The sequence below is a fragment of the Pseudomonas moraviensis subsp. stanleyae genome, assembly GCF_036283065.1.
GTDB classification, from domain to species: Bacteria; Pseudomonadota; Gammaproteobacteria; order Pseudomonadales; family Pseudomonadaceae; genus Aquipseudomonas; species Aquipseudomonas stanleyae.
Map to the genome: position 1 here is coordinate 14,353 of NZ_JAADJI010000020.1, position 24,814 is coordinate 39,166.

At 60.8% G+C, this 24,814-nt stretch carries 21 protein-coding genes; 7 read left to right on the forward strand and 14 right to left on the reverse strand.

Annotation, left to right across the window (positions count from 1 at the left end):
* The first annotated feature begins 80 nt into the window (after positions 1 to 80).
* Positions 81 to 1,277 carry a multidrug effflux MFS transporter gene (locus GXB78_RS27525; RefSeq protein ID WP_329517780.1) on the forward strand — a complete coding sequence of 399 codons (1,197 nt, stop codon included), beginning with the start codon at positions 81 to 83 and terminating at the stop codon, positions 1,275 to 1,277.
* Positions 1,278 to 1,289: 12 nt separating this feature from the next.
* Here the strand turns inward: GXB78_RS27525 and GXB78_RS27530 are convergent, their stop codons facing one another.
* Both GXB78_RS27530 and GXB78_RS27535 read right to left on the reverse strand, forming a co-directional pair.
* Complete coding sequence (locus tag GXB78_RS27530) at positions 1,290 to 1,463, reverse strand: hypothetical protein (protein WP_016771823.1); 174 nt, start codon at positions 1,461 to 1,463, stop codon at positions 1,290 to 1,292.
* 151 nt (positions 1,464 to 1,614) lie between these two features.
* Positions 1,615 to 2,628, reverse strand: coding sequence for a zinc-binding alcohol dehydrogenase family protein (locus GXB78_RS27535; RefSeq protein WP_329517781.1), 1,014 nt, complete (start codon positions 2,626 to 2,628; stop codon positions 1,615 to 1,617).
* Between the two features lie 134 nt (positions 2,629 to 2,762).
* Between GXB78_RS27535 and GXB78_RS27540 the strand changes: the two genes are divergently transcribed.
* From GXB78_RS27540 to GXB78_RS27550, 3 genes are all read left to right on the forward strand, one after another.
* The gene (locus GXB78_RS27540) at positions 2,763 to 3,692 is read left to right on the forward strand and encodes a LysR family transcriptional regulator (RefSeq protein WP_329517782.1); all 930 of its coding nucleotides are present in this window, start codon (positions 2,763 to 2,765) and stop codon (positions 3,690 to 3,692) included.
* Between the two features lie 316 nt (positions 3,693 to 4,008).
* Positions 4,009 to 4,743 (forward strand): ArsR/SmtB family transcription factor, encoded by a 735-nt coding sequence (locus GXB78_RS27545; protein ID WP_329517783.1) that lies wholly within the window; start codon positions 4,009 to 4,011, stop codon positions 4,741 to 4,743.
* A 128-nt stretch (positions 4,744 to 4,871) separates the two neighbouring features.
* Entirely contained in the window at positions 4,872 to 6,239 is a 1,368-nt protein-coding gene (locus GXB78_RS27550; protein WP_329517784.1) for an MFS transporter, read from the forward strand.
* A gap of 120 nt (positions 6,240 to 6,359) precedes the next feature.
* Here GXB78_RS27550 and GXB78_RS27555 read toward each other — a convergent pair whose 3' ends face one another.
* The 3 genes from GXB78_RS27555 to GXB78_RS27565 all read right to left on the reverse strand — a co-directional run bounded on the left by GXB78_RS27555 (position 6,360) and on the right by GXB78_RS27565 (position 9,576).
* Positions 6,360 to 7,313, reverse strand: a complete 954-nt coding sequence (locus GXB78_RS27555) for an adenosine deaminase (RefSeq protein WP_065615564.1) — start codon at positions 7,311 to 7,313, stop codon at positions 6,360 to 6,362.
* Positions 7,314 to 7,393: 80 nt separating this feature from the next.
* A complete protein-coding gene (locus GXB78_RS27560) occupies positions 7,394 to 8,359 on the reverse strand; it encodes a 2-oxoglutarate and iron-dependent oxygenase domain-containing protein (protein ID WP_329517785.1) in 966 nt (321 codons plus the stop codon).
* A 143-nt stretch (positions 8,360 to 8,502) separates the two neighbouring features.
* On the reverse strand, positions 8,503 to 9,576 hold the full coding sequence (locus GXB78_RS27565) for a BMP family ABC transporter substrate-binding protein (protein WP_329517786.1): 1,074 nt from the start codon (positions 9,574 to 9,576) through the stop codon (positions 8,503 to 8,505).
* Positions 9,577 to 9,862: 286 nt separating this feature from the next.
* Between GXB78_RS27565 and GXB78_RS27570 the strand changes: the two genes are divergently transcribed.
* On the forward strand, positions 9,863 to 10,954 hold the full coding sequence (locus tag GXB78_RS27570; protein WP_042609771.1) for a calcium:proton antiporter: 1,092 nt from the start codon (positions 9,863 to 9,865) through the stop codon (positions 10,952 to 10,954).
* Between the two features lie 124 nt (positions 10,955 to 11,078).
* Here GXB78_RS27570 and GXB78_RS27575 read toward each other — a convergent pair whose 3' ends face one another.
* From GXB78_RS27575 to GXB78_RS27615, 9 genes are all read right to left on the reverse strand, one after another.
* Positions 11,079 to 12,437, reverse strand: a complete 1,359-nt coding sequence (locus GXB78_RS27575) for an 8-oxoguanine deaminase (protein WP_329517787.1) — start codon at positions 12,435 to 12,437, stop codon at positions 11,079 to 11,081.
* 256 nt (positions 12,438 to 12,693) lie between these two features.
* Positions 12,694 to 13,380 carry an SDR family oxidoreductase gene (locus GXB78_RS27580; protein ID WP_329517788.1) on the reverse strand — a complete coding sequence of 229 codons (687 nt, stop codon included), beginning with the start codon at positions 13,378 to 13,380 and terminating at the stop codon, positions 12,694 to 12,696.
* A 273-nt stretch (positions 13,381 to 13,653) separates the two neighbouring features.
* Entirely contained in the window at positions 13,654 to 14,580 is a 927-nt protein-coding gene (locus tag GXB78_RS27585; RefSeq protein ID WP_329517789.1) for an ABC transporter permease, read from the reverse strand.
* Positions 14,580 to 15,686 carry an ABC transporter permease gene (locus tag GXB78_RS27590; protein WP_329517790.1) on the reverse strand — a complete coding sequence of 369 codons (1,107 nt, stop codon included), beginning with the start codon at positions 15,684 to 15,686 and terminating at the stop codon, positions 14,580 to 14,582. Before GXB78_RS27590 ends, GXB78_RS27585 begins: the two co-directional genes overlap by 1 nt.
* A gap of 13 nt (positions 15,687 to 15,699) precedes the next feature.
* Complete coding sequence (locus GXB78_RS27595) at positions 15,700 to 17,247, reverse strand: ABC transporter ATP-binding protein (protein ID WP_329517791.1); 1,548 nt, start codon at positions 17,245 to 17,247, stop codon at positions 15,700 to 15,702.
* A 606-nt stretch (positions 17,248 to 17,853) separates the two neighbouring features.
* Positions 17,854 to 18,435, reverse strand: coding sequence for an IMPACT family protein (locus tag GXB78_RS27600; protein ID WP_329517792.1), 582 nt, complete (start codon positions 18,433 to 18,435; stop codon positions 17,854 to 17,856).
* A 7-nt stretch (positions 18,436 to 18,442) separates the two neighbouring features.
* A complete protein-coding gene (locus GXB78_RS27605) occupies positions 18,443 to 19,093 on the reverse strand; it encodes a TetR/AcrR family transcriptional regulator (protein WP_329517793.1) in 651 nt (216 codons plus the stop codon).
* An 88-nt stretch (positions 19,094 to 19,181) separates the two neighbouring features.
* On the reverse strand, positions 19,182 to 20,570 hold the full coding sequence (locus GXB78_RS27610) for a uracil-xanthine permease family protein (protein ID WP_329517794.1): 1,389 nt from the start codon (positions 20,568 to 20,570) through the stop codon (positions 19,182 to 19,184).
* A 140-nt stretch (positions 20,571 to 20,710) separates the two neighbouring features.
* Positions 20,711 to 21,631 (reverse strand): LysR family transcriptional regulator, encoded by a 921-nt coding sequence (locus GXB78_RS27615; protein WP_329517795.1) that lies wholly within the window; start codon positions 21,629 to 21,631, stop codon positions 20,711 to 20,713.
* A gap of 137 nt (positions 21,632 to 21,768) precedes the next feature.
* On the opposite strand from GXB78_RS27615, the gene GXB78_RS27620 reads away from it, so the two are divergent.
* Positions 21,769 to 23,118, forward strand: coding sequence for an aspartate aminotransferase family protein (locus GXB78_RS27620; RefSeq protein ID WP_329517796.1), 1,350 nt, complete (start codon positions 21,769 to 21,771; stop codon positions 23,116 to 23,118).
* Between the two features lie 75 nt (positions 23,119 to 23,193).
* Positions 23,194 to 24,687, forward strand: a complete 1,494-nt coding sequence (locus GXB78_RS27625) for a CoA-acylating methylmalonate-semialdehyde dehydrogenase (RefSeq protein WP_071174323.1) — start codon at positions 23,194 to 23,196, stop codon at positions 24,685 to 24,687.
* The last annotated feature ends 127 nt before the right edge of the window (positions 24,688 to 24,814 follow it).

A 24,814-nucleotide genomic window follows, 5' to 3' on the forward strand; every position in this document is an offset into this window, starting at 1 on the left:
CGTTAGCGAGCTATCGGAATGTTCAAGGCGTCCGGGCGCGGCTAGACTGTCGGGCTGCGACTTGCCCACCTGGATGCCTGATGAATTTCCGCACGATTTTGATACTCGGCGCCTTGAGCGCTTTCGGTCCTTTGGCGATCGACTTCTATTTACCTGCTTTCCCGGCCATGGCGTTGGCGTTCGGCACCGATGAGCAGCATGTCCAGCTGACACTGGCGGCGTATTTCCTCGGTCTGTCTCTGGGCCAACTGGCTTACGGGCCGATTTCCGATCGTTTCGGCCGGCGGCTGCCGCTGCTTAGCGGCGTCGCCCTGTTCACTCTGGCGTCGTTGGCCTGCGCCTACGCGCCGAGTCTGGAATGGCTGATCGGCGCGCGCTTCGTCCAGGCACTTGGTGGTTGTGCGGGGATGGTCATTTCCCGCGCGGTGGTGGCCGACAAGTGCGACGCGGTGGGCTCGGCGAAGGTGTTTTCCCAACTGATGCTGGTGATGGGCCTGGCGCCGATTCTGGCGCCGATGCTCGGTGGTCTGCTGGTCAACACCACGGGTTGGCAGTCGATCTTTCTGGTGCTCACCGGGTTCAGTGCGGCGGCAGGTCTGGCGGTGGCGTTGGGTCTGCCGGAAAGCATGCCGGCCCACGTGCCGCGCCAGCCGTTGTCCGGCGCGTTGCGCCAGTACGCGCGACTGGTCAAGGATTCGGTGTACCTCGGCCATGCCCTGACCGGTGGCATCGCCATCGCCGGGATGTTCGCCTACATCGCCGGCTCACCGTTTGTGTTCATCAAGCTCTACGGCGTACCGGCCGAGCATTTCGGCTGGCTGTTCGGCACCAACGCGGCAGGCTTCATTCTGGTGGCGCAGGTCAATGCGCGGCTGCTGGCCAAACGTGGTCCGGCGTTTCTGCTGGTGCGCGCGGTGTGGGTGTACTTCCTCGCCGGACTGACGCTGCTGGCGGTTGGCGCGATGCGTCCCGAGGCGTTGTGGCCGTTGCTGATTCCGCTGTTCATCTGCATCGCCAGCCTTGGTTGCATTATCCCCAACGCCTCGGCCTGCGCGATGAACGGGCAGGGCGCGCGCGCCGGCAGTGCGTCGGCGATGCTCGGTTGCCTGCAATTCAGCATCGCCGCCGGGGCCGCGGCATTGGTGGGTGTGTTGCACGATGGCAGCGCCGTGCCGATGGCCATGGTCATCAGCCTGTGCGGTTTGCTGGTGGTGAGCGTCGCGCTGCTCACCCGGCGGCTGCAGAATGCCCGGGCGCTGGCGCAAGCCCAAGCTTAGAGGCTTGAAAACTCAGCCAGCGGCGCGCTGCTGGCTCGGTTCGGGGATCCGGTGGGGCGCGCAGAGTCGCGCTTCGAGGGTGCGAGTGAAGGCCAGAGCTTCGGCTTCACTGCGAAAGGTCACGACGTGCTGGTCCAGGCGCACTTGCCATTGAGACTTTGCCACTTCTTTTATCAGGATCTTCATTGCTGACCTCCCTTGCGTAAAAGATGTATCGCAGAGGCTTCGATTGTAGACCCCAATACCCGCGCAATTGTGACAAGGGTCAGGCAACTGACTGACGGCAAAAAGCCCCGCAACCGCTCTGGCATCACCAGCGACTGCGGGGCTTTATTGTTTAGAAACCTTCTAAAACAATTTTTCCCTTGGCCTTGCCGCTTTCCAGCAGCTCATGGGCGCGCCGCAGGTTGGCCGCTTTGATCACGCCGAAGTGCTCGCCCAGGGTGGTTTTCAAAGTCCCTGCGTCAATCAGCTCGGCAACGCGGTTGAGCAGCTTGTGCTGTTCGATCATGTCCGGCGTTTCGAACAGCGAACGGGTGTACATGAACTCCCAATGCAGCGACAGGCTCTTGCGCTTGAGCAGGCTGATATCGAGGGACTTCGGATCGTCGATCAGCGCCAGTCTGCCTTGCGGCGCGAGGGCCTCGACCAGTTGCGGCAGATGCTGATCGGTCTGGGTCAGGCTGGCGACGTGGGTCACGCTCTCGATGCCGGCACGTTTCAATTCTTCGCTCAGCGGCTGGCTATGATCAATGACCAGATCGGCACCGAGTTCGCTGACCCATTCACGGGTCTGTGGGCGCGAAGCCGTGCCGATCACCTTGAGTCCGGTCAATTGCTTCGCTAATTGGGTGAGGATCGAGCCGACGCCGCCCGCCGCACCGACGATCAGCAGGCTCTGGCCTTGACCGGTGCTGCCTTCGCTGATTTGCAGGCGCTCGAAGAGCAATTCCCATGCGGTGATCGCAGTCAGCGGCAGCGCAGCGGCTTCGGCGAAACCGAGGGACTTGGGCATGTGCCCGACGATGCGCTCATCAACCACGTGCAACTCACTGTTGCCACCGGCCCGGGCAATCGACCCGGCGTAGAACACCTTGTCGCCAGCCTTGAACAGGGTGACCTCGCTGCCGACAGCCTTGACCACACCGGCAACGTCCCAGCCCAGCACTTTCGCCGCGCCGTTTTCCGGCGCCACGTTCTGCCGCACTTTGGTGTCGACCGGATTGACCGAGATGGCCTTGACCTCCACCAGCAGATCGCGCGGACCGGCGAGCGGTTCTGGCAGTTCGATGTCTTGCAGAGATTTGGCGTCGCTGATCGGCAGGGAAGCGTAATAAGCAATGGCTTTCATAAGTGGCTCCGTACAGTTGATAGAAGAAGATCAGGATGAATTCGATGAAGGACATCATTGGCTATTTCTCCTCGCGATAAAACCGGCTAAAAGAGCAGTCTCTTTCAATTTTTTTTTGATAATCGAGGCTGGGCATGCTGCGTTTTGATGACTTGCAGTTGTTTGTTCGCGCTGCTGATCTGGGCAGCCTGTCGGCAGCGGCGCGAGTGATGGACATGTCCGCCGCCGTGGCCAGCGCGGCGTTGAAGCGCATCGAGCAGCAACTCGGTGCGCGGCTGCTGGCGCGTTCGACTCGCAGCCTGCGCCTGACCGCCGAGGGCGAAGGCTTCCTCGAATATGCTCGCGCCGCCTTGAGCAATCTCGACGAAGGACGTCGTCTGCTGGCCAGCGGTCAGGACCAGGTCAGCGGGATTCTGCAACTGTCGGCGCCTTCGGATTTCGGCCGCAATCTGCTGCTGCCGTGGCTTGATGCGTTCCAGCGTGAACACCCGAAACTGACGGTGCGGTTGTTGCTCGGCGACCGCATCGCCGACCTGTTCCGGCAACCGGTGGACATCGCCCTGCGCTATGGCGAGCCGGAAGATTCCAGCCTGATTGCCTTGCCCATTGCCCCGCACAATCGCCGCGTGTTGTGCGCATCCCCCGACTATCTGGCCCGACACGGCGAGCCGCGTCAGCTCGAGCAACTGGCCCAGCACAACTGCCTGCTGTACATGCTCGGCAGCCGCGTTCATGACCATTGGAGTTTTCACGATGGCAAGCGCGAAGTCAGCCTGACCGTCAGCGGCGACCGCTTCAGTGACGATGCCGATGTCGTGCGGCTATGGGCGCTGGCCGGTGCCGGAATTGCCTACAAATCCTGGCTCGACGTCGGCACCGATGTGCTCGCCGGTCGCCTCAAGGTGCTGATGCCGGAACTGCTGTGTGAGCGCGCACCGCTGAATCTGTTGTGCGCCCATCGCGCACAATTGAGTAAGCCGGTGAACCTGCTGAGGGAGATGCTCGCCAGCCGATGTGCCGAATTGAGTAGTCAATTTCCCGGTTTTCTCAAAGTTGATCATTAGTCGCAGGCAAATAGAGAAATTTCTGTCAGCAACAATCGCCACCTGCGCAGGCCCGGGCGCAGGACGTCTGGCTCAACCCGCTTATACTAGCGCCCGCCTCATGCCTGCACTCACACCCGGCGCGCAGACCCCGTAACGCGTTGCCGGCTTTTGGTGACGGTTGCAACTTCTGCTGCCAGGTTGTGTGCCGGAGCAGCTGGTGTCGGTGGCATCCCTTGCCTCGATCCAGGGCGATTTTCGCGTGTTGGCCGATGACCCATAAGCGGCCAAGATGTCTCCGAGCGGTAGACGATACGATTCGACAGGGAGTGAACATATGGAACATGCACCGTGCATCAGCCAGATCGCGACATTGCTGGCCGACCCCAAGCGCAGCGCGATGATGTGGGCGTTGATGGATGGCTCGGCGCGGCAAGCCGAAGAGCTGGCGTTGCTGGCCGGGCTCTCGCCGTCGTCGGCCAGTGCGCATCTGGGGCGACTGTCCGCAGGGGGGCTGTTGAACGTCGAAATGCGTGGGCGCAAACGCTTTTTTCGCCTGGCAGCGCCGGAAGTCGGCGCGGCAATCGAGGCATTGGCCAGCGCCACCATCGCCAGCGCGCCACGGCAAATTCCCGCTGCGTTGAAACGCACCACGCCGATGGTCAGGCCGCAGGCGGCGCCGTCTTCGCTGTTGCGCGCGCGTTTCTGCGACGATCATCTGGGCGGCACCCTGGCAGCCGACCTGTATCAGCGCCTGCTCGATGCCGGCTGGATCGAACAGCTCGAGCAGCGCGTGGTAGTGACGCACAAGGGTTCAACCCGACTGGCCCAGCGCGGTGTGTTCATTCAGGCCCTGGCGCACCGCAACGTGCAGGTCGCCTGTGCCTGCCCGGACTGGAGCGAGCGCCGTCCGCACATGGGCGGCTCACTGGGGGCGGCGTTGTTGCAGTTGTTCATGCAGTCCGGCTGGCTGACCTTGCCCAACGATTCGCGCGCCTTGCAGTTGACCGCCACCGGCCAGCGCGAAATCCATCGCTTTGCCAAGGAAACCGAGCTGGAAACTGCGTTCTAGAGCGCTGCTGTGCGATGAGCTGAAACGCAACGTCGCCCACGGCTGTGAACAGGTCGCATCCAGTACGGCCTCCGAATGACCATCACGCACACTCGATCCGGGGATTTTTCCGGATGGGGGAGCGCAACATGAATACACAACGCTTTAGCGCGGCTGAGCGCCTGGAACGGCTGCCGGTCAGTGGTTATCACCGCGTCATTTTCATCATTATTGCCCTGGCGTTTTTCTTCGATTCCATGGATCTGGCGATGATGACGTTCCTGCTTGGCTCGATCAAAGCCGAGTTCGGCCTGAGCAGTGCACAAGCCGGGCTGTTGGCCAGTTCGAGCTTTTTCGGCATGGTGCTCGGGGCGTCGTTGTCGGGGATGCTCGCCGACCGCTTCGGACGCAAACCGGTGTTTCAGTGGAGCATCGTGCTGTGGGGCGTGGCCAGTTACCTGTGTTCAACAGCGCAGACGGTGGAGACGCTGACGCTGTTCCGCATCCTGCTGGGCATCGGCATGGGCATGGAGTTTCCCATCGCGCAATCGATGCTCTCGGAGCTGATTCCGGCGCAACGCCGCGGGCGCTACATCGCATTGATGGACGGCTTCTGGCCGCTGGGTTTTGTTGCGGCGGGCGTGCTCTCGTACTTCCTGCTGCCGCTGATTGGCTGGCGCGATATTTTTCTGGTGTTGGCGGTGCCGGCGGTGTTTGTCCTGGCGATCCGCTTTTTCATTCCCGAGTCACCGCGCTGGCTGGAACAGGCCGGGCGCGACGCCGACGCGGACAAAGTATTGAACGGGATTGAAGCGCGGGTGCGTGCTTCGCTGCGCGGCGCTGAATTGCCGGAACCGGTTCGTTTGCCGCGCACAGTAACGCCACCGGGCAATTTCTTCTCGGCACTCAAGCGGATCTGGTCGCCGCAATATCGCCAGCGCACGACGATGATCTGGAGCCTGTGGTTCTTTGCATTGCTGGGTTTCTACGGGCTGACTTCATGGCTCAGCGCATTGTTGCAGCAGTCGGGTTTCGCCGTGACGCAGTCGGTGTACTACACGGTGCTGATCTCGCTGGGCGGGATTCCCGGGTTCCTCATGGCGGCGTGGCTGGTTGAGCGTTGGGGACGCAAACCGGTGTGTATCGTCACCTTGCTCGGCGGCGGGGTGATGGCGTTTCTGTATGGGCAGAGCGCGGTGTTCGGCGGCAACGTGGCGTTGCTGATCGGCACCGGGCTGTTGATGCAGTTCTTTCTGTTCGGCATGTGGGCGGTGCTCTACACCTACACGCCGGAGCTGTACCCGACTTCAGCACGGGCAACCGGCTCGGGATTTGCCTCGGCGATCGGCCGCGTCGGTTCATTGCTCGGGCCATTGGTGACCGGGCTGGTATTCCCGATTACCGGGCAGGGCGGAGTCTTCGCGCTGGGTGCGGCGTGCTTTGCGATAGCGGCGGGAGTGGTGTGGCTGTTCGGGATGGAGACGCGGGGCAAGACCCTGGAAGAGCTCACCGAGTGAACATCGATATGAATGTGGGAGCGAGCCTGCTCGCGAAGCGGTGTTTCATTCAACGAAAATGTTGACTGACTCTCCCTCTTCGCGAGCAGGCTCGCTCCCACATTGGTTTTGCGGTGTTGCTTACGGTTTTACCAAGCGCGCATCCAGGCTGTTCTGCGCCAGGCGCCTGGCCTGATCCTGGGTCATGCCCAGATGTTCGTGCAACGCGTGGAAATTCTCGGTCACGTAACCACCGAAATACGCCGGGTCATCGGAGTTCACCGTGACCTTCACGCCGCGCTCGAGCATGTCGAGGATGTTGTGCTGTGACATGTGATCGAACACGCAGAGCTTGGTGTTCGACAGCGGGCATACGGTCAGCGGGATCTGCTCATCGATGATCCGCTGCATCAGGCGCTCGTCTTCGATGGCGCGCACGCCATGGTCGATGCGCTGGATTTTCAGCAGGTCGATGGCTTCCCAGATGTACTCCGGTGGACCTTCTTCGCCGGCGTGGGCGACTGTGAGGAAACCTTCGTCGCGGGCGCGATCGAAGACGCGTTTGAACTTGCTCGGCGGGTGGCCCATTTCCGAACTGTCGAGCCCGACTGCGACAAACGCGTCACGGAACGGCAGCGCCTGATCGAGGGTTTTCTGTGCTTCGTCTTCGCTGAGGTGACGCAGGAAGCTGAGGATCAGACCGCTGCTGATGCCCAGTTGCGTCTCGCCATCCTTAAGGGCGGCGGCGATGCCGTTGAGCACCACTTCAAACGGGATGCCCCGGTCGGTGTGGGTCTGCGGATCGAAGAACGGTTCGGTATGAATCACGTTCTGCGCCTTGCAGCGCAACAGGTAGGCCCAGGTCAGGTCATAGAAATCCTGCGAGGTGCGCAGCACATCGGCGCCCTGGTAATAGAGGTCGAGAAATTCCTGCAGATTGTTGAAGGCGTAAGCCTTGCGCAGGGTTTCGACGTCGCTCCACGGCAGGGCGATCTTGTTGCGTTCGGCCAGGGCGAACAGCAGTTCAGGCTCCAGCGAACCTTCCAGATGCAGGTGCAGTTCGGCTTTGGGCAGGGCGTTGAGCCAGTCGTACATAGTCTTTTCTCATCAGGTGCAATGCCGGCATTCTACAGAGGCTCGCCGCAACAATTGGCAAAACCTGACCAGTTGATCGATCAGACCGCCTCTTGTTCGCGGCGATAGGCGTAGGTATCGGCGAAGCGCGAGAGCAGGAATTCAGCGCAGGTGGTGGTCGGATATTTCGCCGGGTGCTGTGCGTCCTGACAACCGGGCAGGCATTCGATGCGCGTGTCCGGGTGCGGTTCGGCGAAGAACGGCATCGAATAGCGATCCACCCCCAGCGGGCTGATCACCCGGTGCGGCGTCGAGCGATAACGGTCGTTGCTCCAGCGCGCCATCATGTCGCCGAGGTTGACCACGAAGGTACCGTCAATCGGTGGCGCGTCGATCCATTGACCTTTGACGTTCTTCACCTGCAAGCCGCCGGCGCTGTCCTGATAAAGCAAGGTGATGCAGCCGTAATCGGTATGGGCGCCGGCGCCTTGCTGCTCGGCGGAGCTGGCGGTGTGGCGCGGCGGATAATGGATCATTCGCAAGACGCTGACCGGCTCGACAAAGCGTACGTCGAAGAAATCACGCTCGATGCCCAGTGCGATGGTCATCGCCCGCAACAGGGTTTGCGCCAGCGCCTGCATGTCGAGGTAATGCTGCTCCATCAGCGTGGCCCAGCCGGTTTGCGCGGGATGGCGATTGGGCCCGCGCAAGGGTTTTTCCGCGAGCACCTCCGGATGCTCGGCCGGCAAGTGCAGCCCCATGTCGAAGGTTTCCTTGAGATCGCTGGGTTTGTCCGGGTCCAGTTGCTCGGTGGCAATCGCGCCGTAGCCGCGATGGTGGCGGGTCCGGGTGATGTCGATCTTGAGTTTTTCCGCGGCGGGCAGGGCGAAGAAACGCTGGGCGTGATCGAGCAGGGCGTCGATGCGCTGTGCGGAAATCGGATGGCCCTTGATATAGAAAAAGCCCCACTCGCGACAGGCTTGGTCGATCTGCCCGGCCACGGCGGGCCAGGCATTTTCATCGGTGCTGTAGAGCGGGCTGATGTCGATGATGGGAAGCTGATCCATACACAATCCTTGAATACGCTGTGTTTCCAATGTGGGAGCGAGCCTGCTCGCGAAGCGGTGAATCAGACAACTCAGCGGTGACTGACTCAACGCCTTCGCGAGCAGGCTCGCTCCCACAGGGTTTTGTGTGGTGAATCGGGGGACTACTTCGGCATCTCTGCCTTCATGCCCTCGACGTAATAATTCATCGACGCCAGTTCCGCGTTCGTGGCGCTCACGCCCGTCGGGATTTTTTCCACGCCGGCCTGATCCTTGATCGGCCCGGTAAACGGCTGCAATGCACCACTCTTGATGTCGGCGATCAACTGTTCGGCCTCGGCTTTCACCGGCGCTGGTACCAGATCGCTGATCGGCAGCTCCACCGTGCCTTCCTTCAGCCCGCCCCAGTAATCCTGGGATTTCCAGGTGTGATCGATCACACCCTGCGTCGCCTGAATGTAGTGCGGCGCCCAATCGTTGACGATCGAAGTCAGCACCGCTTTCGGCCCGAAGTGGGCCATGTCCGAGGCGTAACCCACGGCGTACACGCCGCGTCGTTCGGCAGCCTGGATCGGCGCCGGGCTGTCGGTGTGCTGGAACACCACGTCGACGCCCTGGTCGATCAGCGCGTTGGCGGCATCGGCCTCTTTACCCGGGTCGAACCAGGAGTTGACCCACACCACCTTGATCTCGGTGCCAGGGTTGTACTTGTTCAAGGCCAACTGGATGGCGTTGATGTCGCGGATCACTTCCGGAATCGGGAACGAGGCGACGTAGCCGATCTTCCTGGTCTTGGTCATCTTCGCCGCGAGGAATCCGCTGACATAACGGCCCTCGTAAGTGCGCGCGAGATAGGTGCCGAGATTCTTGTCCTGCTTGTAGCCGGTGGCGTGTTCGAACGTCACCTTGGGAAATTGCCTGGCGACTTTCACCGTCGGGTTCATGTAGCCGAATGACGTGGTGAAGATCAGATCGTATTTGTCCTTGGCCATGTTGCGGATCACCCGCTCGGCGTCGGCGCCTTCTGCGACGTTTTCCACGTAGTTGGTGGTGATCTGCGTGCCGAATTTCTCCGCCAGCGCTTTGCGCCCCTGTTCGTGCTGATACGTCCAGCCGTGGTCACCGATCGGGCCGATGTAGACGAAACCGACCTTCAGCGGATCGGCAGCGCTGGCGCTCAGGCTGATTCCCAGCCCGATGGCGGCGTACAGCAGTTTGTGCAGCGGACGTATTGGCATGAACCCGAACCCCGTTTTGTTGTGTGTGCTCAGGGCCAATGCAAATTGCTGACCAACAGGACAACAAACAATTTGGAATCGCGGCGCGGCGTTCGCGAGCAGGCTCGCTCCCACAGGGGACGCATTTCAATGTGGGAGCGAGCCTGCTCGCGAAGGCGCCGGCAAGGCCAATAAAAGTGCATGCCTGAATTCAGCTGCCATGGGTTGGTGCGCGAAGATGTAACGAAACGTTAGCGCCGCCCGGCAGTCAGTAGCTTCATCAGCTCTTTTCGGCAAAAGGCCCGTCATGCTCTCGATCCTCAAACAAGAAAGCTTCCTGCTGCTGGCAGTCCTTGCCGCGTGCGTCGCTTATCCACTGGAACACTGGCTGCTGCACAGCGGCCAGATCGTCGCGCTGGTCGGCGGTCTGCTGCTGATCGCCTTCATCGTCGCCGCTTCGATGCGCGTCGCTCATCACGCCGAACTGCTCGCGGAGAAGGTCGGCGATCCCTACGGCACGATGATCCTCACGCTCTCGGCGGTGCTGGTCGAAGTGGTGATCCTGGCGATCATGATGAGCAACGAGGCCTCGGCGACGCTGGTGCGCGACACGATCTACTCAGCGGTGATGCTCGACATCAACGGCATCCTCGGACTTGCCGCACTGATGGGCGGGATCAAACACGGCGAGCAGTCCTACAACGACGATTCGGCGCGCAGTTACAGTGTGATGATCCTCACTGCGATGGGCGTGTCGATGGTGGTGCCGGAGTTCATTCCTCAAGCCAACTGGAAGATTTATTCGGCGTTCACCATCGGCGCGATGGTGGTGCTTTACGCGCTGTTCCTGCGCATGCAGGTCGGCCCGCACAGCTACTTTTTCAGCTACAGCTACCCGGACAAACGCCGGCGCAAAGAGCCGGTCGAGCAGGAGCCGAAACCGGTCAGCCTGGCATTGTCGATCGGCATTCTGGTGTCGGGGGTGGTGATCATCGGCGCACTGGCCGAGGTGATGTCGAAGACGCTTGATCTGGGTCTGGAGGGCACGGGCGCGCCGCCGGTTATCACGGCGATTCTGGTGGCGGCGATTTCGGCGGCGCCGGAGATTCTGACCGCACTGCGTGCAGCACTGGCCAATCGCATGCAGTCGGTGGTCAACATTGCGATGGGCGCGTCACTGTCGACGGTGATCCTCACCGTGCCGGTGATGGAAGCGATGGCGCTGTACACCGGCCAGCCGTTTCAAATGGCGATGACCCCGGTGCAAACGGTGATGATCTTCATCACCCTGATCGTCAGCGCGATCAACCTCAATGACGGCGAAACCAACGCCATCGAGGGCATGACGCACTTTGTGCTGTTTGCCACGTTCATCATGCTGTCGCTACTGGGCCTTTAGGGCTGGCAGATACCCATGTGGGAGCGAGCCTGCTCGCGAAAGCGGTGTGTCATCCGACAAACATGTTGTCTGACACTCCCTCTTCGCGAGCCGGCTCGCTCCCACAGTTTTGAACGACGGTGAGTCAGGTACCGGCAATCAACTGCCGAGCCGCCTGGCTGTGATCGGCAATCAGACCTTTCAGGTCCAACCCCTCAACCTGTCCATCAACCACACGCCACTTGCCCCCGATCATCACCCGATCCGCCCGGTCAGCGCCGCACAGCAGCAGTGCCGAAATCGGATCATGGCTACCGGAGAAGCGCAGTTCATCGAGCTTGAACAACGCCAGATCCGCCTGTTTGCCGACGGCGATTTCGCCGATGTCGGTACGGCCCAAAAGGCTCGCCGAACCCTTGGTCGCCCAGCCCAGCACGCGCTCCGGGGTGATTTTTTCGGCGCCGTAACGCAGGCGCTGGATGTACAGGGCCTGGCGCGCTTCGAGGATCATGTTTGAGGCATCGTTGGACGCCGAACCGTCGACACCGAGACCGAACAGCGCACCGGCATCTGTCAATTCGATGCTTGGGCAGATGCCGGAAGCCAGGCGCATGTTCGAGCTCGGGCAGTGGCAGATGCCGGTGCCGGCCTGGCCGAGGCGGGCGATTTCGTCGGGGTTGAAATGGATGCCGTGGGCCAGCCAGGTACGCGGGCCGAGCCAGCCGACGCTGTCCAGATAATCCACGGTGCGCAGGCCGAAACGCTGCAGGCAGAAGTCTTCCTCATCGAGGGTTTCCGCCAGGTGCGTGTGCAGACGCACATCGAGTTCGTTCGCCAGATCAGCGCTGGCCGACATGATTTCCGGGGTCACCGAAAACGGCGAACACGGTGCCAGGGCGATCTGGATCTGCGCGCCGTCGCCACGCTCGTGGTACTCGTGAATCAGCCGCTGACTGTCGTCGAGAATCACTTGCCCTTCCTGCACCGTTTGTTGCGGAGGCAGGCCGCCGTCCTTCTCGCCGAGGCTCATCGAGCCGCGGGTGAGCATGGCGCGCATGCCCAGTTCCCGCACGGTCTCGACTTGCACATCGATGGCGTTTTCCAGACCGTCCGGGAACAAGTAGTGATGGTCGGCAGCAGTGGTGCAACCCGAGAGCAGCAATTCGGCCAGCGCCACTTTGGTCGCGAGGGCAAGTTTTTCCGGGGTCAGGCGCGCCCATACCGGGTACAGGGTTTTCAGCCACGGAAACAGCGGCTGATTGACCACCGGCGCCCAAGCGCGGGTCAGGGTCTGATAGAAATGATGGTGAGTGTTGATCAGGCCAGGCAGGATCACATGTTCGCGGGCATCGAACACTTCATTGCACGGCGCAGACGGCTGCTGACCGGCAGCGAGCACTTCGACGATCACACCGTCCTGCACGACAAGGCCGCCACGGGCGTCGAGTTGGTTGGAGGTGAAAATGGCGAGGGGATTTTTTAACCAGGTACGGGTCGCAGGCATTGTGGCCGGCTCCTCTGAAAGTTGGGTTCAGGGTTGCCAGCTCAGTGTTGCCCTGTCTGCTGATCCAGGGTCGCCGCGAAGGACGAGGCGCGCAGTTTCAAACAAATCGCCACATCGGGCAAGCCCGACCCGACCATTCACCATCATCCTTTGTGGGAGCGAGCCTGCTCGCGAAGGCGTCATGTCAGTCGATACAGATTTACCTGACAGATCGTATTCGCGAGCAGGCTCGCTCCCACATCGGGATTTTCAGTGCTTACCAGGGAATGGTTTCACCCTTGTAATTGACGAAGTGATGCCCGCCCTTGCCGGTAAACGCATTGACCTGATCGATCAGCCCGCGGGTGCTGGTCTCGACGTCGAGATCGGCGCCTTCGCCGCCCATGTCGGTTTTCACCCAGCCCGGGTGCAGCGACAGCACGGTCAGTTTCTGCTCGCCCAGTTGCGTGACGAAACTGTTGGTCATCGAATTCAGCGCCGCCTTGCTCGCCTTGTACAGCGCCAGCTCCGGCGCGTCGGGCATGGTCACGCTGCCGAGCACCGAACTCATGAACGCCAGCACGCCGCTGCCGTCGCGGATCTGCCCGACGAAGCGCTGGGCCAGATTGATCGGCGCCACCGCGTTGGTGAAAAACAGTTTCCCGACCTCAGCCAGTGTCGCGCCGCCCGGTGTCTGTACGTCCGGACCTTTGACCCCGGCATTGACGAACAACAGATCGAAGGTTTCGCCCTTGAGCTTCTGGCTGAGGGCGATCACCGCTTGCTGATCGTCCATGTCGAGCTTCTCGATGCGCACATCACCCAGCGCTTGCAGCGCCTCGGCCTTCTGCGGATTGCGCACGGTGGCGGTTACTTGCCAGCCGTCGCCCAGCAACGTCTTCACCAGCCCGAGGCCCAAGCCCCGAGAGGCGCCGATGATCAGTGCGTTTTTTGCCTGAGACATGATGGGTTTCCTTGAAAGTCAGCATTCAGGGTTCAATGGACACGCCTGACCGATGCGCAGTTGCACTCTTGGCGAAAAAGACGCTTTGACCCCGGAGCATACTCCAGGCTTCTTGAGTTTCTCGAGGGCGTTTGATCAGAAATAGTTGCGGGGCGTGGTTCGAGTGTTGCCTGTGCGGACGCTTTCGCAAGCAGGCTCCCCACAGGGGATTTGGCTTGAATCAGTCAAATGTGGGAGCGAGCCTGCTCGCGAAGAGGCCCGCTCTGACATCAATTAATGTCCCGGTTGCCACGGCTGCCCCAACGAAACCGGGGCATACAACCGCGTCCGCACGGCATCGCGGGACAGCAGCACCAGCACCAAAATCGTCGCCAGGTACGGCAGCATCGCCAGCAGGCTAGACGGAATCGCCAGCCCCAACCCCTGTGCCACCAGGTGCAGGATGCTGGCGAGGCCAAACAGATACGCCCCAAGCAACAAGCGCCAGACCCGCCAACTGGCGAACACCACCAGCGCCAGGGCGATCCAGCCGCGTCCGGCGGTCATGTTTTCTGCCCACATCGGCGTGTAGGCCAGCGACAGATACGCCCCGGCCAGCCCGGCCATCGCTCCGCCAAACAGCACCGCCAACGTACGCACAGTCAGCACCGGCAAGCCCATCGCACTGGCGGCATCCGGGTTTTCACCGACCGCCTGAATGATCAGCCCGACACGGCTTTTGATGATCACCCACGCCACCAACGCAAACAGCGCGAACGACAGATATACCAGCAGATCCTGAGCAAACAGCATCCGCCCGATCAGCGGAATTTCACTCAAATACGGAATCGCCAAAGGCTCGAAACCCGTAAGCGGTTTACCGACCCAGGCCGCCCCGACAAAGGTCGAAAGTCCGACACCGAAAATCGTCAGCGCCAATCCGGTCGCCACCTGATTGGCATTGAACACCAGCGCTACCAAAGCGAACAGCGACGACAACAACATCCCGGCCAGCATCGCCAACAGCACGCCGAGCCACAGGTTGCCGCTGTTCAGCGCGACGATAAAACCGATCACCGCCCCAAAGAGCATCATGCCTTCCTGGCCGAGGTTGAGGACGCCGCTCTTCTCGCAGATCAACTCACCCAATGCCACCAGCAACAGCGGCGTGCCGCAGCGGACCATGGCATAGAAAATATTGCTCAACAGATCGATATCCATCACAGCGCTCCGGCGGTTACGGCAGGGGGCAAGGCGCGCCGGCTCCAGCGCAGTTTCAGGCGTGGCCGATAGAGAATCAGCACGTCACAGGCGAGCAGGAAAAACAGCATCATGCCCTGGAACAACTGGGTGATTGCCTGCGGCAGATTGAGCGACATCTGCGCGCTCTCGCCGCCGATGTACAACAGCGCCATCAGCAGACTGGAGAACAGAATGCCGAGCGGATTGAGCCGCCCGAGAAACGCCACGGTAATCGCCGCGTAGCCATAACCCGGCGACACCTGCGGCACCAGTTGGCCGATCGGCCCGGTCACTTCGCAGACCCCGGCGAGCCCGGCCAGACCACCGCTGATCAACAGCGCCAGCCAGATCAGGCGCTTCTCGCGAAAGCCGACAAAGCCTGCCGCACGCTTGTCCAGGCCCAGCACTTTGATCTGGAAACCGATAAAGCTTTTCTGCAACAACACCCACACCGCGACCAGCGCGAGCAGGGCGAAATACACCCCGGCATGGACCCGGCCGTCTTCGAGCAGCAACGGCAAGCGACTGGCATCGCCGAACATCGCCGACTCGGGGAAATTGAATCCCTCAGGATCCTTCAGAGGCCCGTGCACGCAGAACAGCAGCAGGTTCAGCGCGATGTAATTGAGCATGATGCTGGTGAGGATTTCGTTGGCGTTGAAGCGTGTGCGCAGCCATGCGGTAAGCCCGCCCCATGCGGCACCGGCAAAGGTGCCGGTCAGCAGGATCAGCACCAGCGCCCAGCGGCTTTGCATATCGATAATGTTCACCGCCAGAGCACTGCCGGCCAGTGCGCCGAGGAGCAATTGGCCTTCGGCGCCGATGTTCCAGATCCGCGCCTGATAGGCCACGGCCAGTCCCAGTGCGCAGAGCAGGATCGGCAGCGCCTTGACCAGTAATTCGGACACCCCGTACAGGTCGCTGACCGGTGCGATCAGCAGCGTGTGCAAGGTTTGCAGTGGATCGTGGCCCAGCGCGATGAACAACAGTGAGCCGCAGCCGAGAGTCAGCACCGCCGCCAGTAACGGCGAGCACCACAGCATCAGGCGCGATTGCTGACCACGGGGTTCGAGAGAAAGCAGCATGGTTGAAACTCCGTTAAACCGAGGCAGCGCCAGGTGAGTGATCGAACTGGCCGGCCATCCACGCACCGACATCGCTCAGTTGTGTCGCGCCGGTGTCTTGCAGCGCCGATAGACGCCCGCCGCACAGCGCGCCGAGGCGATCGCTGATCTGGAACAGTTCATCGAGGTCTTCGGAAATCACCAGGATCGCCGCGCCGGCATCGCGCAGGGCGATCAAGGCGCGATGGATGGTCGCGGCGGCGCCGACGTCGACGCCCCAGGTCGGGTGCGCGGCGATCAGTAATTTCGGCTGCTGAAGGATCTCCCGACCAAGGATGAATTTCTGCAGGTTGCCGCCGGACAGACTGCGCGCGGCGGTTTGCGTGCCTGGGGTTTTCACGCCGAAGCGCTGGATGATCTGCTGCGCGAGGGTTTCGACTTTGCCGCGTTGAATCAGCCCGTGGCTGACAAGTCCTTGCTGGAAAGCACTGAGCAAGGCGTTGTCGGCCAGACTCAACTCCGGCACCGCGCCGTGGCCGAGGCGTTCGGCCGGCACGAAAGCCATACCGAGTTTGCGTCGGGCGTCCGGACGCAGATCCGCGACGTTTCGCCCAGCGAAGCGCAGGGTCGCCGCTTGCGCACGAGGCAAGGTCTGTTCGCCGCTGAGCAGGGCGAGCAATTCATCCTGACCGTTGCCCGCGACCCCGGCGATGCCGACGATTTCACCGCTGCGCACTTGCAGGTCGATGTCGTGCAGCGAGCAACCAAACGGATCCGGATTGTGCCAACTCAACCCGTCAACCTGTAGAAACGCCGCGCCACCGCAGACCTTCGGATAGTCGCCAATCAGCGCCGCCGCTTCACCGACCATCAGTTGCGCCAATTGCTGATCCGAACATTGCGCCGGCAGGCAATGCCCGGCAACCCGACCGCCGCGCAGCACCGTGGCGCTGTGGCACAAGGCGCGCACTTCACCGAGCTTGTGGCTGATAAACAGAATGCTGCAGCCCTCGTCAGCAAGACGCCGCAGAGTAACGAACAATTCGTCAGCCTCTTGCGGCGTCAGCACCGAGGTCGGCTCGTCCAGAATCAACAGGCGAATGTCCTGCATCAGGCAACGAATGATTTCTACCCGTTGCCGCTCGCCAATCGACAGGCTGTGGACAAGTCGCTCCGGTTCCAGCGCCATGCCGTAACGCCGTGATACTTCGCGAATCTTCGGCTCCAGTTGCTTCGGCGTGCCAGCCTTCGCACCCATCGCCAAAGCAATGTTCTGCGCCACGCTGAGGGTTTCGAACAGCGAGAAATGCTGGAACACCATGCCGATGCCCAACTGCCGCGCCTGCGCCGGATTGCGGATCTGCACGCGCTGAGCCTGCCAGAGCATTTCACCGCTGTCGCACTGGGTGACACCGTAAATGATCTTCATCAACGTGCTTTTGCCCGCGCCGTTTTCGCCGAGCAGGGCATGGATTTCACCCGGCGCGATGCTCAGGTCGATGGCATCGTTGGCCAGGCAACCGGGGTAGCGTTTGCTTATCTGGCGCAGTTGCAGGCGCGGTGGGGAAGGGGCGATGGACATGACAGGCTCGACTGGCTTGGAGTTGTGCCTGTGGATAAAGCAATTTCCTGGCCATTGAGTCAGGAACGCCTGCCCGACCCGTACGCAAATGCCGATTGCAGCGCATCGGTGCTTGATTTGATCCACGGTCGAGCACCAATTCAGCGCAAAGCCGTTGACCAGGCTCCAGTTTTGCCCGCGTGCGGTTGGTTAAAAAACGAGCAATCGCTTGGGGGCTAGATGGATCCAGCGACTGCGGCGGTCATGAACGGCTTATCCACAGGTTGTTCCACAGTAATTGTGCGCAAGCGCTGAGGCCGGGCATAAGCACTGCAATGCTTTCTTCTAATGGTGATAAACGAAGATAACTGTTTGTTTTTACGCTGGATTTCCGTTTCGTCGGTTAGATTGAACGAAAAGTGAACAAATCGCGCAAAGCCGCATGACAGAAGGGTTACAGCGGTATGTGCTCAGGTTATCCACAGTCGGGTGCACAGCAGGTGTGGGCAACTTGTGGTTTTATGAAAGTACGAGTGATGCTCTAAAAGATCGCAGCCTTCGGCAGCTCCTACGGGGAACGCATTTCGACTGTTGGAGCTGCGGAACGCTGCGATCTTTTGATCTTCTTCACCGCTGCAACAAAATCCGCCCACGACTCAAGTCAGCAAGTTGGAATTGCAAGATATCGATCTGCGCTTCCCCCACCGCCAACTTCAATTCAACGCCGTTGGCCGTGAAGTTTTCCTCCACCACCAACCCGCCCAAGTCCGCCACGCGCAACTTCACCAGCGCCAGTTCGGCAAATCCGCAGGCGCAGCTCAGCGGCACGCGGCTGATCAGCTCGATTTTTTCCGCCGCTTGCAGGCACTTGTTGGCGCCGCCGCCATAGGCTCGGGCCAAACCGCCGGTGCCCAGTTGAATGCCGCCGTACCAGCGAATTACCAGCACCGCAACCTGATCGCAATCCTGCGCTTCGATCGCCGCCAGAATGGGGCGACCGGCCGTGCCCCCCGGCTCGCCGTCATCAGTGCTTCGATATTGCGCGCCGAGTTTCCACGCCCAGCAATTGTGCGTGGCATTCACATCGCTGTGCTGCTCGAAAAAAGCCTGCGCGTCGGCGGGGCTGCTGATCGGCGTCGCCAGGGTGATGAAGCGGCTTTTGCGAATCTCTTCGCGGTATTCGCAAAAACCGCTGAGGGTGAAAGGCATAAACGTCTTATAGAGGAGGAGTGAGGCCGCAGCCTTTGAGAATGATGCGGATCAGATTATTGCCGGCGTCTTCCATGTCCTGCTTGGTCAACTTGCTGCGCCCGGTGACGCGGCAAATCTGCGTGGCGAAGTCGGCATAGTGCTGAGTGCTGCCCCACAGCAGGAAAATCAGATGCACCGGATCGACCGGGTCCATTTTGCCTGCATCGATCCACGCCTGAAACACCGCCGCGCGCCCGGTGAACCAGGCGCGGTAATCCTGATTGAAATATTCACTCAGGCATTCGCCGCCGCTGATCACTTCCATGGCGAAGATTCGCGAGGCCTGTGGCTGGCGCCGGGAGAATTCCATCTTCGCGCGGATGTAGCGGGTCAGCGCTTCGGCTGGATCATCCTCGGCGGTGAGGGTGTTGAAGGTGCTGTCCCACAACTCGATGATGTTGCTCAGCACCGCCACATACAAACCGAGTTTGTTGGTGAAGTAATAATGCAGGTTGGCCTTGGGCAGCCCGGCATTCTGCGCGATGGTGTTCATGCTGGTGCCTTTGAACCCGTGACGGGCGAACTCGTCTTCTGCGGCTTTGAGAATGGTCTCTTCGTTCTTCTGACGAATGCGGCTGGCGGGTTTGCCGCCGTGGGCTGGGACTTCAAAGGTCATAGGCACTTCCGGGATTGTCTGTGGGTGCAACCAGTTGCGTTGATAGCGCACCCACAGGCATCCGACAAGTCCTTGCGCGGAAAAACAGTTACGCCTGTTCGATCTTGTTCAATGGCGCGGGGCTTTTGGCCGCCGCAGTTTTGCCTTCCGGCAACAGCAGACACAGGAAGATTGCCGTCAGCCCGCCGCTGGTGATCGCCGAGTCGAACAGGTTCTGCACCAGTTTTGGCAGCAGGTGCAGCAGGTTCGGTTGCGCGGCGATACCGAGGCCGACGCCGAACGAAGTGGCAATGATCAACATGCTGCGCCGGTCCAGCGGTGACTGCGCGAGAATGCGTACGCCCGCCGCCGCTACCGCACCGAACATCACCAGCGTCGCACCGCCCAGCACCGGTTTCGGGATTTGTTGCAGCACCGCGCCGATCAGCGGGAACAGGCCGAGGCAGAACAGAATCGCGCCTATGTACAGGCCGACGTAGCGGCTGGCGACGCCGGTCAACTGGATCACGCCATTGTTCTGCGCGAAGGTCGTATTGGGAAAAGCGCTGAAGGTCGCAGCGATCATGCAACTGACACCATCACCGAGTACGCCACCGCGCAAGCGGCTTATATAAGAAGGGCCACTGATCGGTTGACGGGCGAGCATGCAATTGGCGGTGAGGTCACCGACGGTTTCGATGGTGCTGATCAGATAAATCAGCGCCACCGGCAGGAAAGCTGTCCAGTCGAAGTTGAATCCGAACTTGAACGGCGTAGGAAAACTCACCAGCGGCAAGTCAGGCAACGGCTGCGGCAGCAATTTCCCGCTGAGCCACGCCGCGAGACTGCCGAGCACCAGTCCGATGATGATCGCCGACAGCCTTACCCACGGCGTGTTCGAGCGGTTGAGCAGAATGATCGTCAGCAGCACGAACACGCCCAGGGCCAGATTGCCCGGTGCGCCGAAGTCCGGCGCGTTGAAGCCACCACCCAGATCGGTAATGCCAACCTTGATCAGACTGATACCGATCAGCGTGATGACGATGCCGGTCACCAGCGGTGTCACCACTCGGCGCAACTGGCCGATGAAACGGCTGAGCACGATTTGCACGATAGCGCCGAAAAAGCACACGCCAAAAATCATCGCCAGAATATCTTCCGGGCTGCCGCCGCGTTGCTTGACCAGAAATCCGGCCGACAGCACCGCGCCGAGAAAAGCGAAACTGGTGCCTTGCAGACAGATCATCCCCGCGCCGATGCCGAACGGTCGTCGCGCCTGGATAAAGGTGCCGACGCCCGAGACCATCAACGCCATACTGATCAGGTACGGCAGATGCGCGGTCAGCCCGAGCGCGGAGCCGATTACCAGCGGCGGGGTAATGATGCCGACGAAACTGGCAAGCACGTGTTGCAACGCGGCGAGGATCGCGGCGAGAGGTTTGGGACGGTCGTTGAGGCCGTAGATCAGTTCACTGGACGAATCGGAATCTGGCTGCATGGGTGGGCTTCTTGTTCAAGGATCGGTTTGATCCTGCTTTGCAAAAAGCTGTCCACTTGCTCAACTTATTCTCTCTGTAGCAGCTGCCGAAGGCTGCGATCCCTTGATCTTGCTGTACTTCACCAATGTCGCGTTCCCCATCAACGCGTAGCCGCCAGACTCTCCAAAAAGCTTTCCAGCACCAAATGAGGGCGCCGGCCCTTGCGCGTGACCGATGCCAGACTCAAATCGTAAAAACGCGTCCCAGCCTTGAGCGCCCGCAAACGCCCCTGCTGCACCCAGAGGCTGGCGTAATGATCCGGCAAATAACCGATATAGCGCCCGGTCAGAATCAGAAACGCCATGCCCTCACGGTCGGAAGCACTGGCGGTGCAATTGAGCACCTGATAATGCGCCTGAATCTCCGCCGGCAAACGAAAGGTCGGCGCAATCGCGTCCTGGCTGTTAAGGCGCTGATCATCGAGTTGTTTGTCGTCGACATAAAACAGCGGATGACCCACCGCGCAATACAGCAGCGAACGCTCGCTGTACAACGGCTGGTATTCCAGTCCCGACAGTGCACTGGCCTGTGGCACCACGCCAACGTGCAAACGTCCGTCGAGTACGCCTTGTTCGACTTCGTTCGGCGCGATCATGCGAATCTGGATCTGCACATCCGGCCCACGCTCCTTCAGTTGCGCGAGGGCATGGGTGATGCGCATGTGCGGCAGGGTGACGAGGTTGTCGGTCAGGCCGATGATCAATTCACCGCGCAGGTGTTGATGCAGACCGTTGACCTCGGTGCGGAAACTTTCCAGCGCACTCAAAAGCTGCAGTGCCGACTGATACACCTCGCGACCTTCCTCGGTCAGGGAAAATCCGGCCCGGCCACGCTGACACAAGCGCAAGCCGAGGCGCTGTTCCAGATCACTCATCTGCTGGCTGATCGCAGAGCGCCCGATGCCCAGCACGGTTTCCGCTGCGGAGAAGCCGCCACACTCCACGACACTGCGAAAAATCCGCAGCAGGCGAATATCAAAATCACTGACCTGGGCCAGCGGATCGGCGCGGCGGCTGCTCATTTCTTGTTCTCTTTGTTTAGCGAAGATCTAACTGAAGGTTAGAAGAGTTGAATTTCACCGACTTTATCGCCGTGGCAATTTAGCTGCAACAACGCTTTCCATCTCTCTGACGCTTATGCCCTGCGAGGTTTTGCCCGATGAACATGCCTGAAAACGCGCCGTCGCCACTGGCCAGCCAACTGAAGCTGGACGCGCACTGGATGCCGTACACCGCCAACCGCAACTTTCAGCGCGACCCGCGTCTGATCGTCGGCGCCGAAGGCAGCTGGCTGTTCGACGACAAGGGCCGCAAGATCTACGACTCGCTGTCCGGTCTGTGGACCTGCGGCGCCGGGCACACCCGCAAGGAAATTCAGGAAGCCGTTGCGAAACAACTGGGCACCCTCGATTACTCGCCGGGTTTCCAATACGGTCATCCGCTGTCATTCCAGCTGGCTGAGAAGATCACCGAGCTGACCCCGGGCAACTTGAACCATGTGTTCTTCACCGATTCCGGCTCCGAGTGCGCCGATACTGCGGTGAAAATGGTCCGTGCCTACTGGCGCCTGAAGGGTCAGGCGACCAAGACCAAAATGATCGGCCGTGCCCGTGGCTACCACGGCGTGAACATCGCCGGCACCAGCCTCGGCGGCGTCAATGGCAACCGGAAACTGTTCGGTCAGGCGATGATGGATGTCGATCACCTGCCGCACACACTGCTGGCGAGCAATGCCTTTTCCCGTGGCATGCCGGAGCAGGGCGGTATCGCCTTGGCTGATGAACTGCTGAAGTTGATCGAACTGCACGACGCTTCCAACATCGCTGCGGTGTTCGTTGAGCCGATGGCCGGCTCTGCCGGGGTGCTGGTTCCGCCGCAGGGTTACCTCAAGCGTCTGCGTGAGATCTGCGATCAGCACAACATCCTGCTGGTATTCGACGAAGTGATCACCGGTTTCGGCCGCACCGGTTCGATGTTCGGCGCCGACAGCTTCGGCGTGACGCCGGACCTGATGTGCATCGCCAAGCAAGTCACCAACGGTGCGATCCCGATGGGCGCGGTGATTGCCAGCTCCGAGATCTACCAGACGTTCATGAACCAGCCGACGCCGGAATACGCCGTGGAATTCCCTCACGGCTATACCTACTCGGCGCACCCGGTGGCTTGTGCTGCTGGCCTGGCGGCACTTGACCTGCTGCAAAAGGAAAACCTCGTGCAGAGCGTCGCCGAAGTCGCGCCGCATTTCGAAAACGCGCTGCATGGCCTGAAAGGCTCAAAGAACGTCATCGACATTCGCAACTACGGTCTGGCCGGCGCGATCCAGATTGCCGGGCGCGACGGTGACGCCATCGTGCGTCCGTTCGAAGCGGGCATGGCTTTGTGGAAGGCCGGGTTCTACGTGCGCTTCGGCGGCGACACTCTGCAATTCGGCCCAACCTTCAACAGCAAGCCGCAAGATCTCGATCGTCTGTTCGACGCGGTCGGCGAAGTGCTGAACAAGCTCGACTGATTTTCCTTCTATATATACCTACACAACCGGGCGCTCCTTTACGGGTGCCCGTGGACCAGAATTCAGGAGTGTTCGATGAGCGTTATCCCGCATTTGATCAATGGCGAACTGGTGACCGAAACCGGTCGCGCTGTGGATGTGTTCAACCCGTCTACCGGCCAGGCGATTCACAAACTGCCATTGGCCAGCCAGGCCACCATTCAGAAAGCCATCGACGCCGCCAAGGCTGCGTTCCCGGCCTGGCGCAACACGCCACCGGCCAAACGCGCCCAGGTGATGTTCCGTTTCAAGCAACTGCTGGAGCAGAACGAAGCACGCATCTCGCAACTGATCAGCGAAGAGCATGGCAAGACCCTGGAAGATGCCGCCGGTGAATTGAAGCGCGGTATCGAGAACGTCGAGTTCGCCTGCGCCGCCCCGGAAATCCTCAAGGGCGAGTACAGCCGCAACGTCGGCCCGAACATCGATGCCTGGTCGGACTTCCAGCCACTGGGGATTGTCGCCGGCATCACCCCGTTCAACTTCCCGGCCATGGTGCCGCTGTGGATGTACCCGCTGGCCATCGTCTGCGGCAACTGCTTCATCCTCAAGCCATCCGAGCGCGATCCAAGCTCGACGCTGCTGATCGCCCAGTTGCTGCTGGAAGCCGGGTTGCCGAAAGGCGTGATGAGTGTGGTCCATGGTGACAAGACTGCGGTGGACGCGTTGATCGAAGCTCCGGAAGTCAAAGCGCTGAGTTTCGTGGGTTCGACCCCGATTGCCGAATACATCTACGCCGAAGGCACCAAGCGCGGCAAACGCGTGCAGGCGCTGGGCGGCGCGAAGAACCACGCGGTACTGATGCCGGACGCCGATCTGGATAATGCGGTCAGCGCACTGATGGGCGCGGCTTACGGTTCTTGCGGCGAGCGCTGCATGGCGATCTCGGTGGCCGTGTGTGTTGGCGACCAGGTCGCGGACGCGCTGGTGGCGAAACTGGTTCCACAGATCAAGGCGCTGAAAATTGGCGCCGGTACCTCGTGCGGCCTGGACATGGGGCCATTGGTTACCGGGCAGGCGCGTGACAAGGTCAGCGGTTATGTGGACGACGGTGTGGCGGCGGGCGCGACCCTGGTGGTCGATGGTCGTGGTCTGAGCGTGGCCGGTCATGAAGACGGCTTCTTCCTCGGTGGCTGCCTGTTCGACAACGTCACCCCAGAGATGCGCATCTATAAAGAAGAGATTTTCGGCCCGGTGTTGTGCGTGGTGCGGGTGAACAGCCTGGAAGAGGCGATGCAACTGATCAATGATCACGAATACGGCAACGGCACCTGCATCTTCACCCGTGACGGTGAAGCGGCGCGGCTGTTCTGCGACGAGATCGAGGTCGGCATGGTCGGCGTCAACGTGCCGCTGCCGGTGCCGGTGGCTTATCACAGCTTCGGCGGCTGGAAGCGTTCGCTGTTTGGCGACCTGCATGCGTATGGTCCGGACGGCGTGCGCTTTTATACCCGTCGCAAGGCGATCACCCAGCGCTGGCCACAACGTGCGAGCCATGAGGCGTCGCAGTTCGCATTCCCTAGCTTATAAATAGAAGGGGGCGCAGGAGGCCGACCTTTAGGGTCGGCCTTCGCGTTTTCGGGGCTTTTTGACCGATATGACAGAAATATGAAAATAGGTGTTGACGGCAGATTCCAGAGGTCTATAATTCGCCCCA

What these genes read in the sequence shown, in the direction of transcription:
- GXB78_RS27525 (WP_329517780.1), top strand. Translation starts at nt 81, where the DNA reads ATGAATTTCCGCACGATTTTGATACTCGGCGCCTTGAGCGCTTTCGGT.
- GXB78_RS27530 (WP_016771823.1), bottom strand. Translation starts at nt 1,463, where the DNA reads ATGAAGATCCTGATAAAAGAAGTGGCAAAGTCTCAATGGCAAGTGCGC.
- GXB78_RS27535 (WP_329517781.1), bottom strand. Translation starts at nt 2,628, where the DNA reads ATGAAAGCCATTGCTTATTACGCTTCCCTGCCGATCAGCGACGCCAAA.
- GXB78_RS27540 (WP_329517782.1), top strand. Translation starts at nt 2,763, where the DNA reads ATGCTGCGTTTTGATGACTTGCAGTTGTTTGTTCGCGCTGCTGATCTG.
- GXB78_RS27545 (WP_329517783.1), top strand. Translation starts at nt 4,009, where the DNA reads ATGGAACATGCACCGTGCATCAGCCAGATCGCGACATTGCTGGCCGAC.
- GXB78_RS27550 (WP_329517784.1), top strand. Translation starts at nt 4,872, where the DNA reads ATGAATACACAACGCTTTAGCGCGGCTGAGCGCCTGGAACGGCTGCCG.
- GXB78_RS27555 (WP_065615564.1), bottom strand. Translation starts at nt 7,313, where the DNA reads ATGTACGACTGGCTCAACGCCCTGCCCAAAGCCGAACTGCACCTGCAT.
- GXB78_RS27560 (WP_329517785.1), bottom strand. Translation starts at nt 8,359, where the DNA reads ATGGATCAGCTTCCCATCATCGACATCAGCCCGCTCTACAGCACCGAT.
- GXB78_RS27565 (WP_329517786.1), bottom strand. Translation starts at nt 9,576, where the DNA reads ATGCCAATACGTCCGCTGCACAAACTGCTGTACGCCGCCATCGGGCTG.
- GXB78_RS27570 (WP_042609771.1), top strand. Translation starts at nt 9,863, where the DNA reads ATGCTCTCGATCCTCAAACAAGAAAGCTTCCTGCTGCTGGCAGTCCTT.
- GXB78_RS27575 (WP_329517787.1), bottom strand. Translation starts at nt 12,437, where the DNA reads ATGCCTGCGACCCGTACCTGGTTAAAAAATCCCCTCGCCATTTTCACC.
- GXB78_RS27580 (WP_329517788.1), bottom strand. Translation starts at nt 13,380, where the DNA reads ATGTCTCAGGCAAAAAACGCACTGATCATCGGCGCCTCTCGGGGCTTG.
- GXB78_RS27585 (WP_329517789.1), bottom strand. Translation starts at nt 14,580, where the DNA reads ATGGATATCGATCTGTTGAGCAATATTTTCTATGCCATGGTCCGCTGC.
- GXB78_RS27590 (WP_329517790.1), bottom strand. Translation starts at nt 15,686, where the DNA reads ATGCTGCTTTCTCTCGAACCCCGTGGTCAGCAATCGCGCCTGATGCTG.
- GXB78_RS27595 (WP_329517791.1), bottom strand. Translation starts at nt 17,247, where the DNA reads ATGTCCATCGCCCCTTCCCCACCGCGCCTGCAACTGCGCCAGATAAGC.
- GXB78_RS27600 (WP_329517792.1), bottom strand. Translation starts at nt 18,435, where the DNA reads ATGCCTTTCACCCTCAGCGGTTTTTGCGAATACCGCGAAGAGATTCGC.
- GXB78_RS27605 (WP_329517793.1), bottom strand. Translation starts at nt 19,093, where the DNA reads ATGACCTTTGAAGTCCCAGCCCACGGCGGCAAACCCGCCAGCCGCATT.
- GXB78_RS27610 (WP_329517794.1), bottom strand. Translation starts at nt 20,570, where the DNA reads ATGCAGCCAGATTCCGATTCGTCCAGTGAACTGATCTACGGCCTCAAC.
- GXB78_RS27615 (WP_329517795.1), bottom strand. Translation starts at nt 21,631, where the DNA reads ATGAGCAGCCGCCGCGCCGATCCGCTGGCCCAGGTCAGTGATTTTGAT.
- GXB78_RS27620 (WP_329517796.1), top strand. Translation starts at nt 21,769, where the DNA reads ATGAACATGCCTGAAAACGCGCCGTCGCCACTGGCCAGCCAACTGAAG.
- GXB78_RS27625 (WP_071174323.1), top strand. Translation starts at nt 23,194, where the DNA reads ATGAGCGTTATCCCGCATTTGATCAATGGCGAACTGGTGACCGAAACC.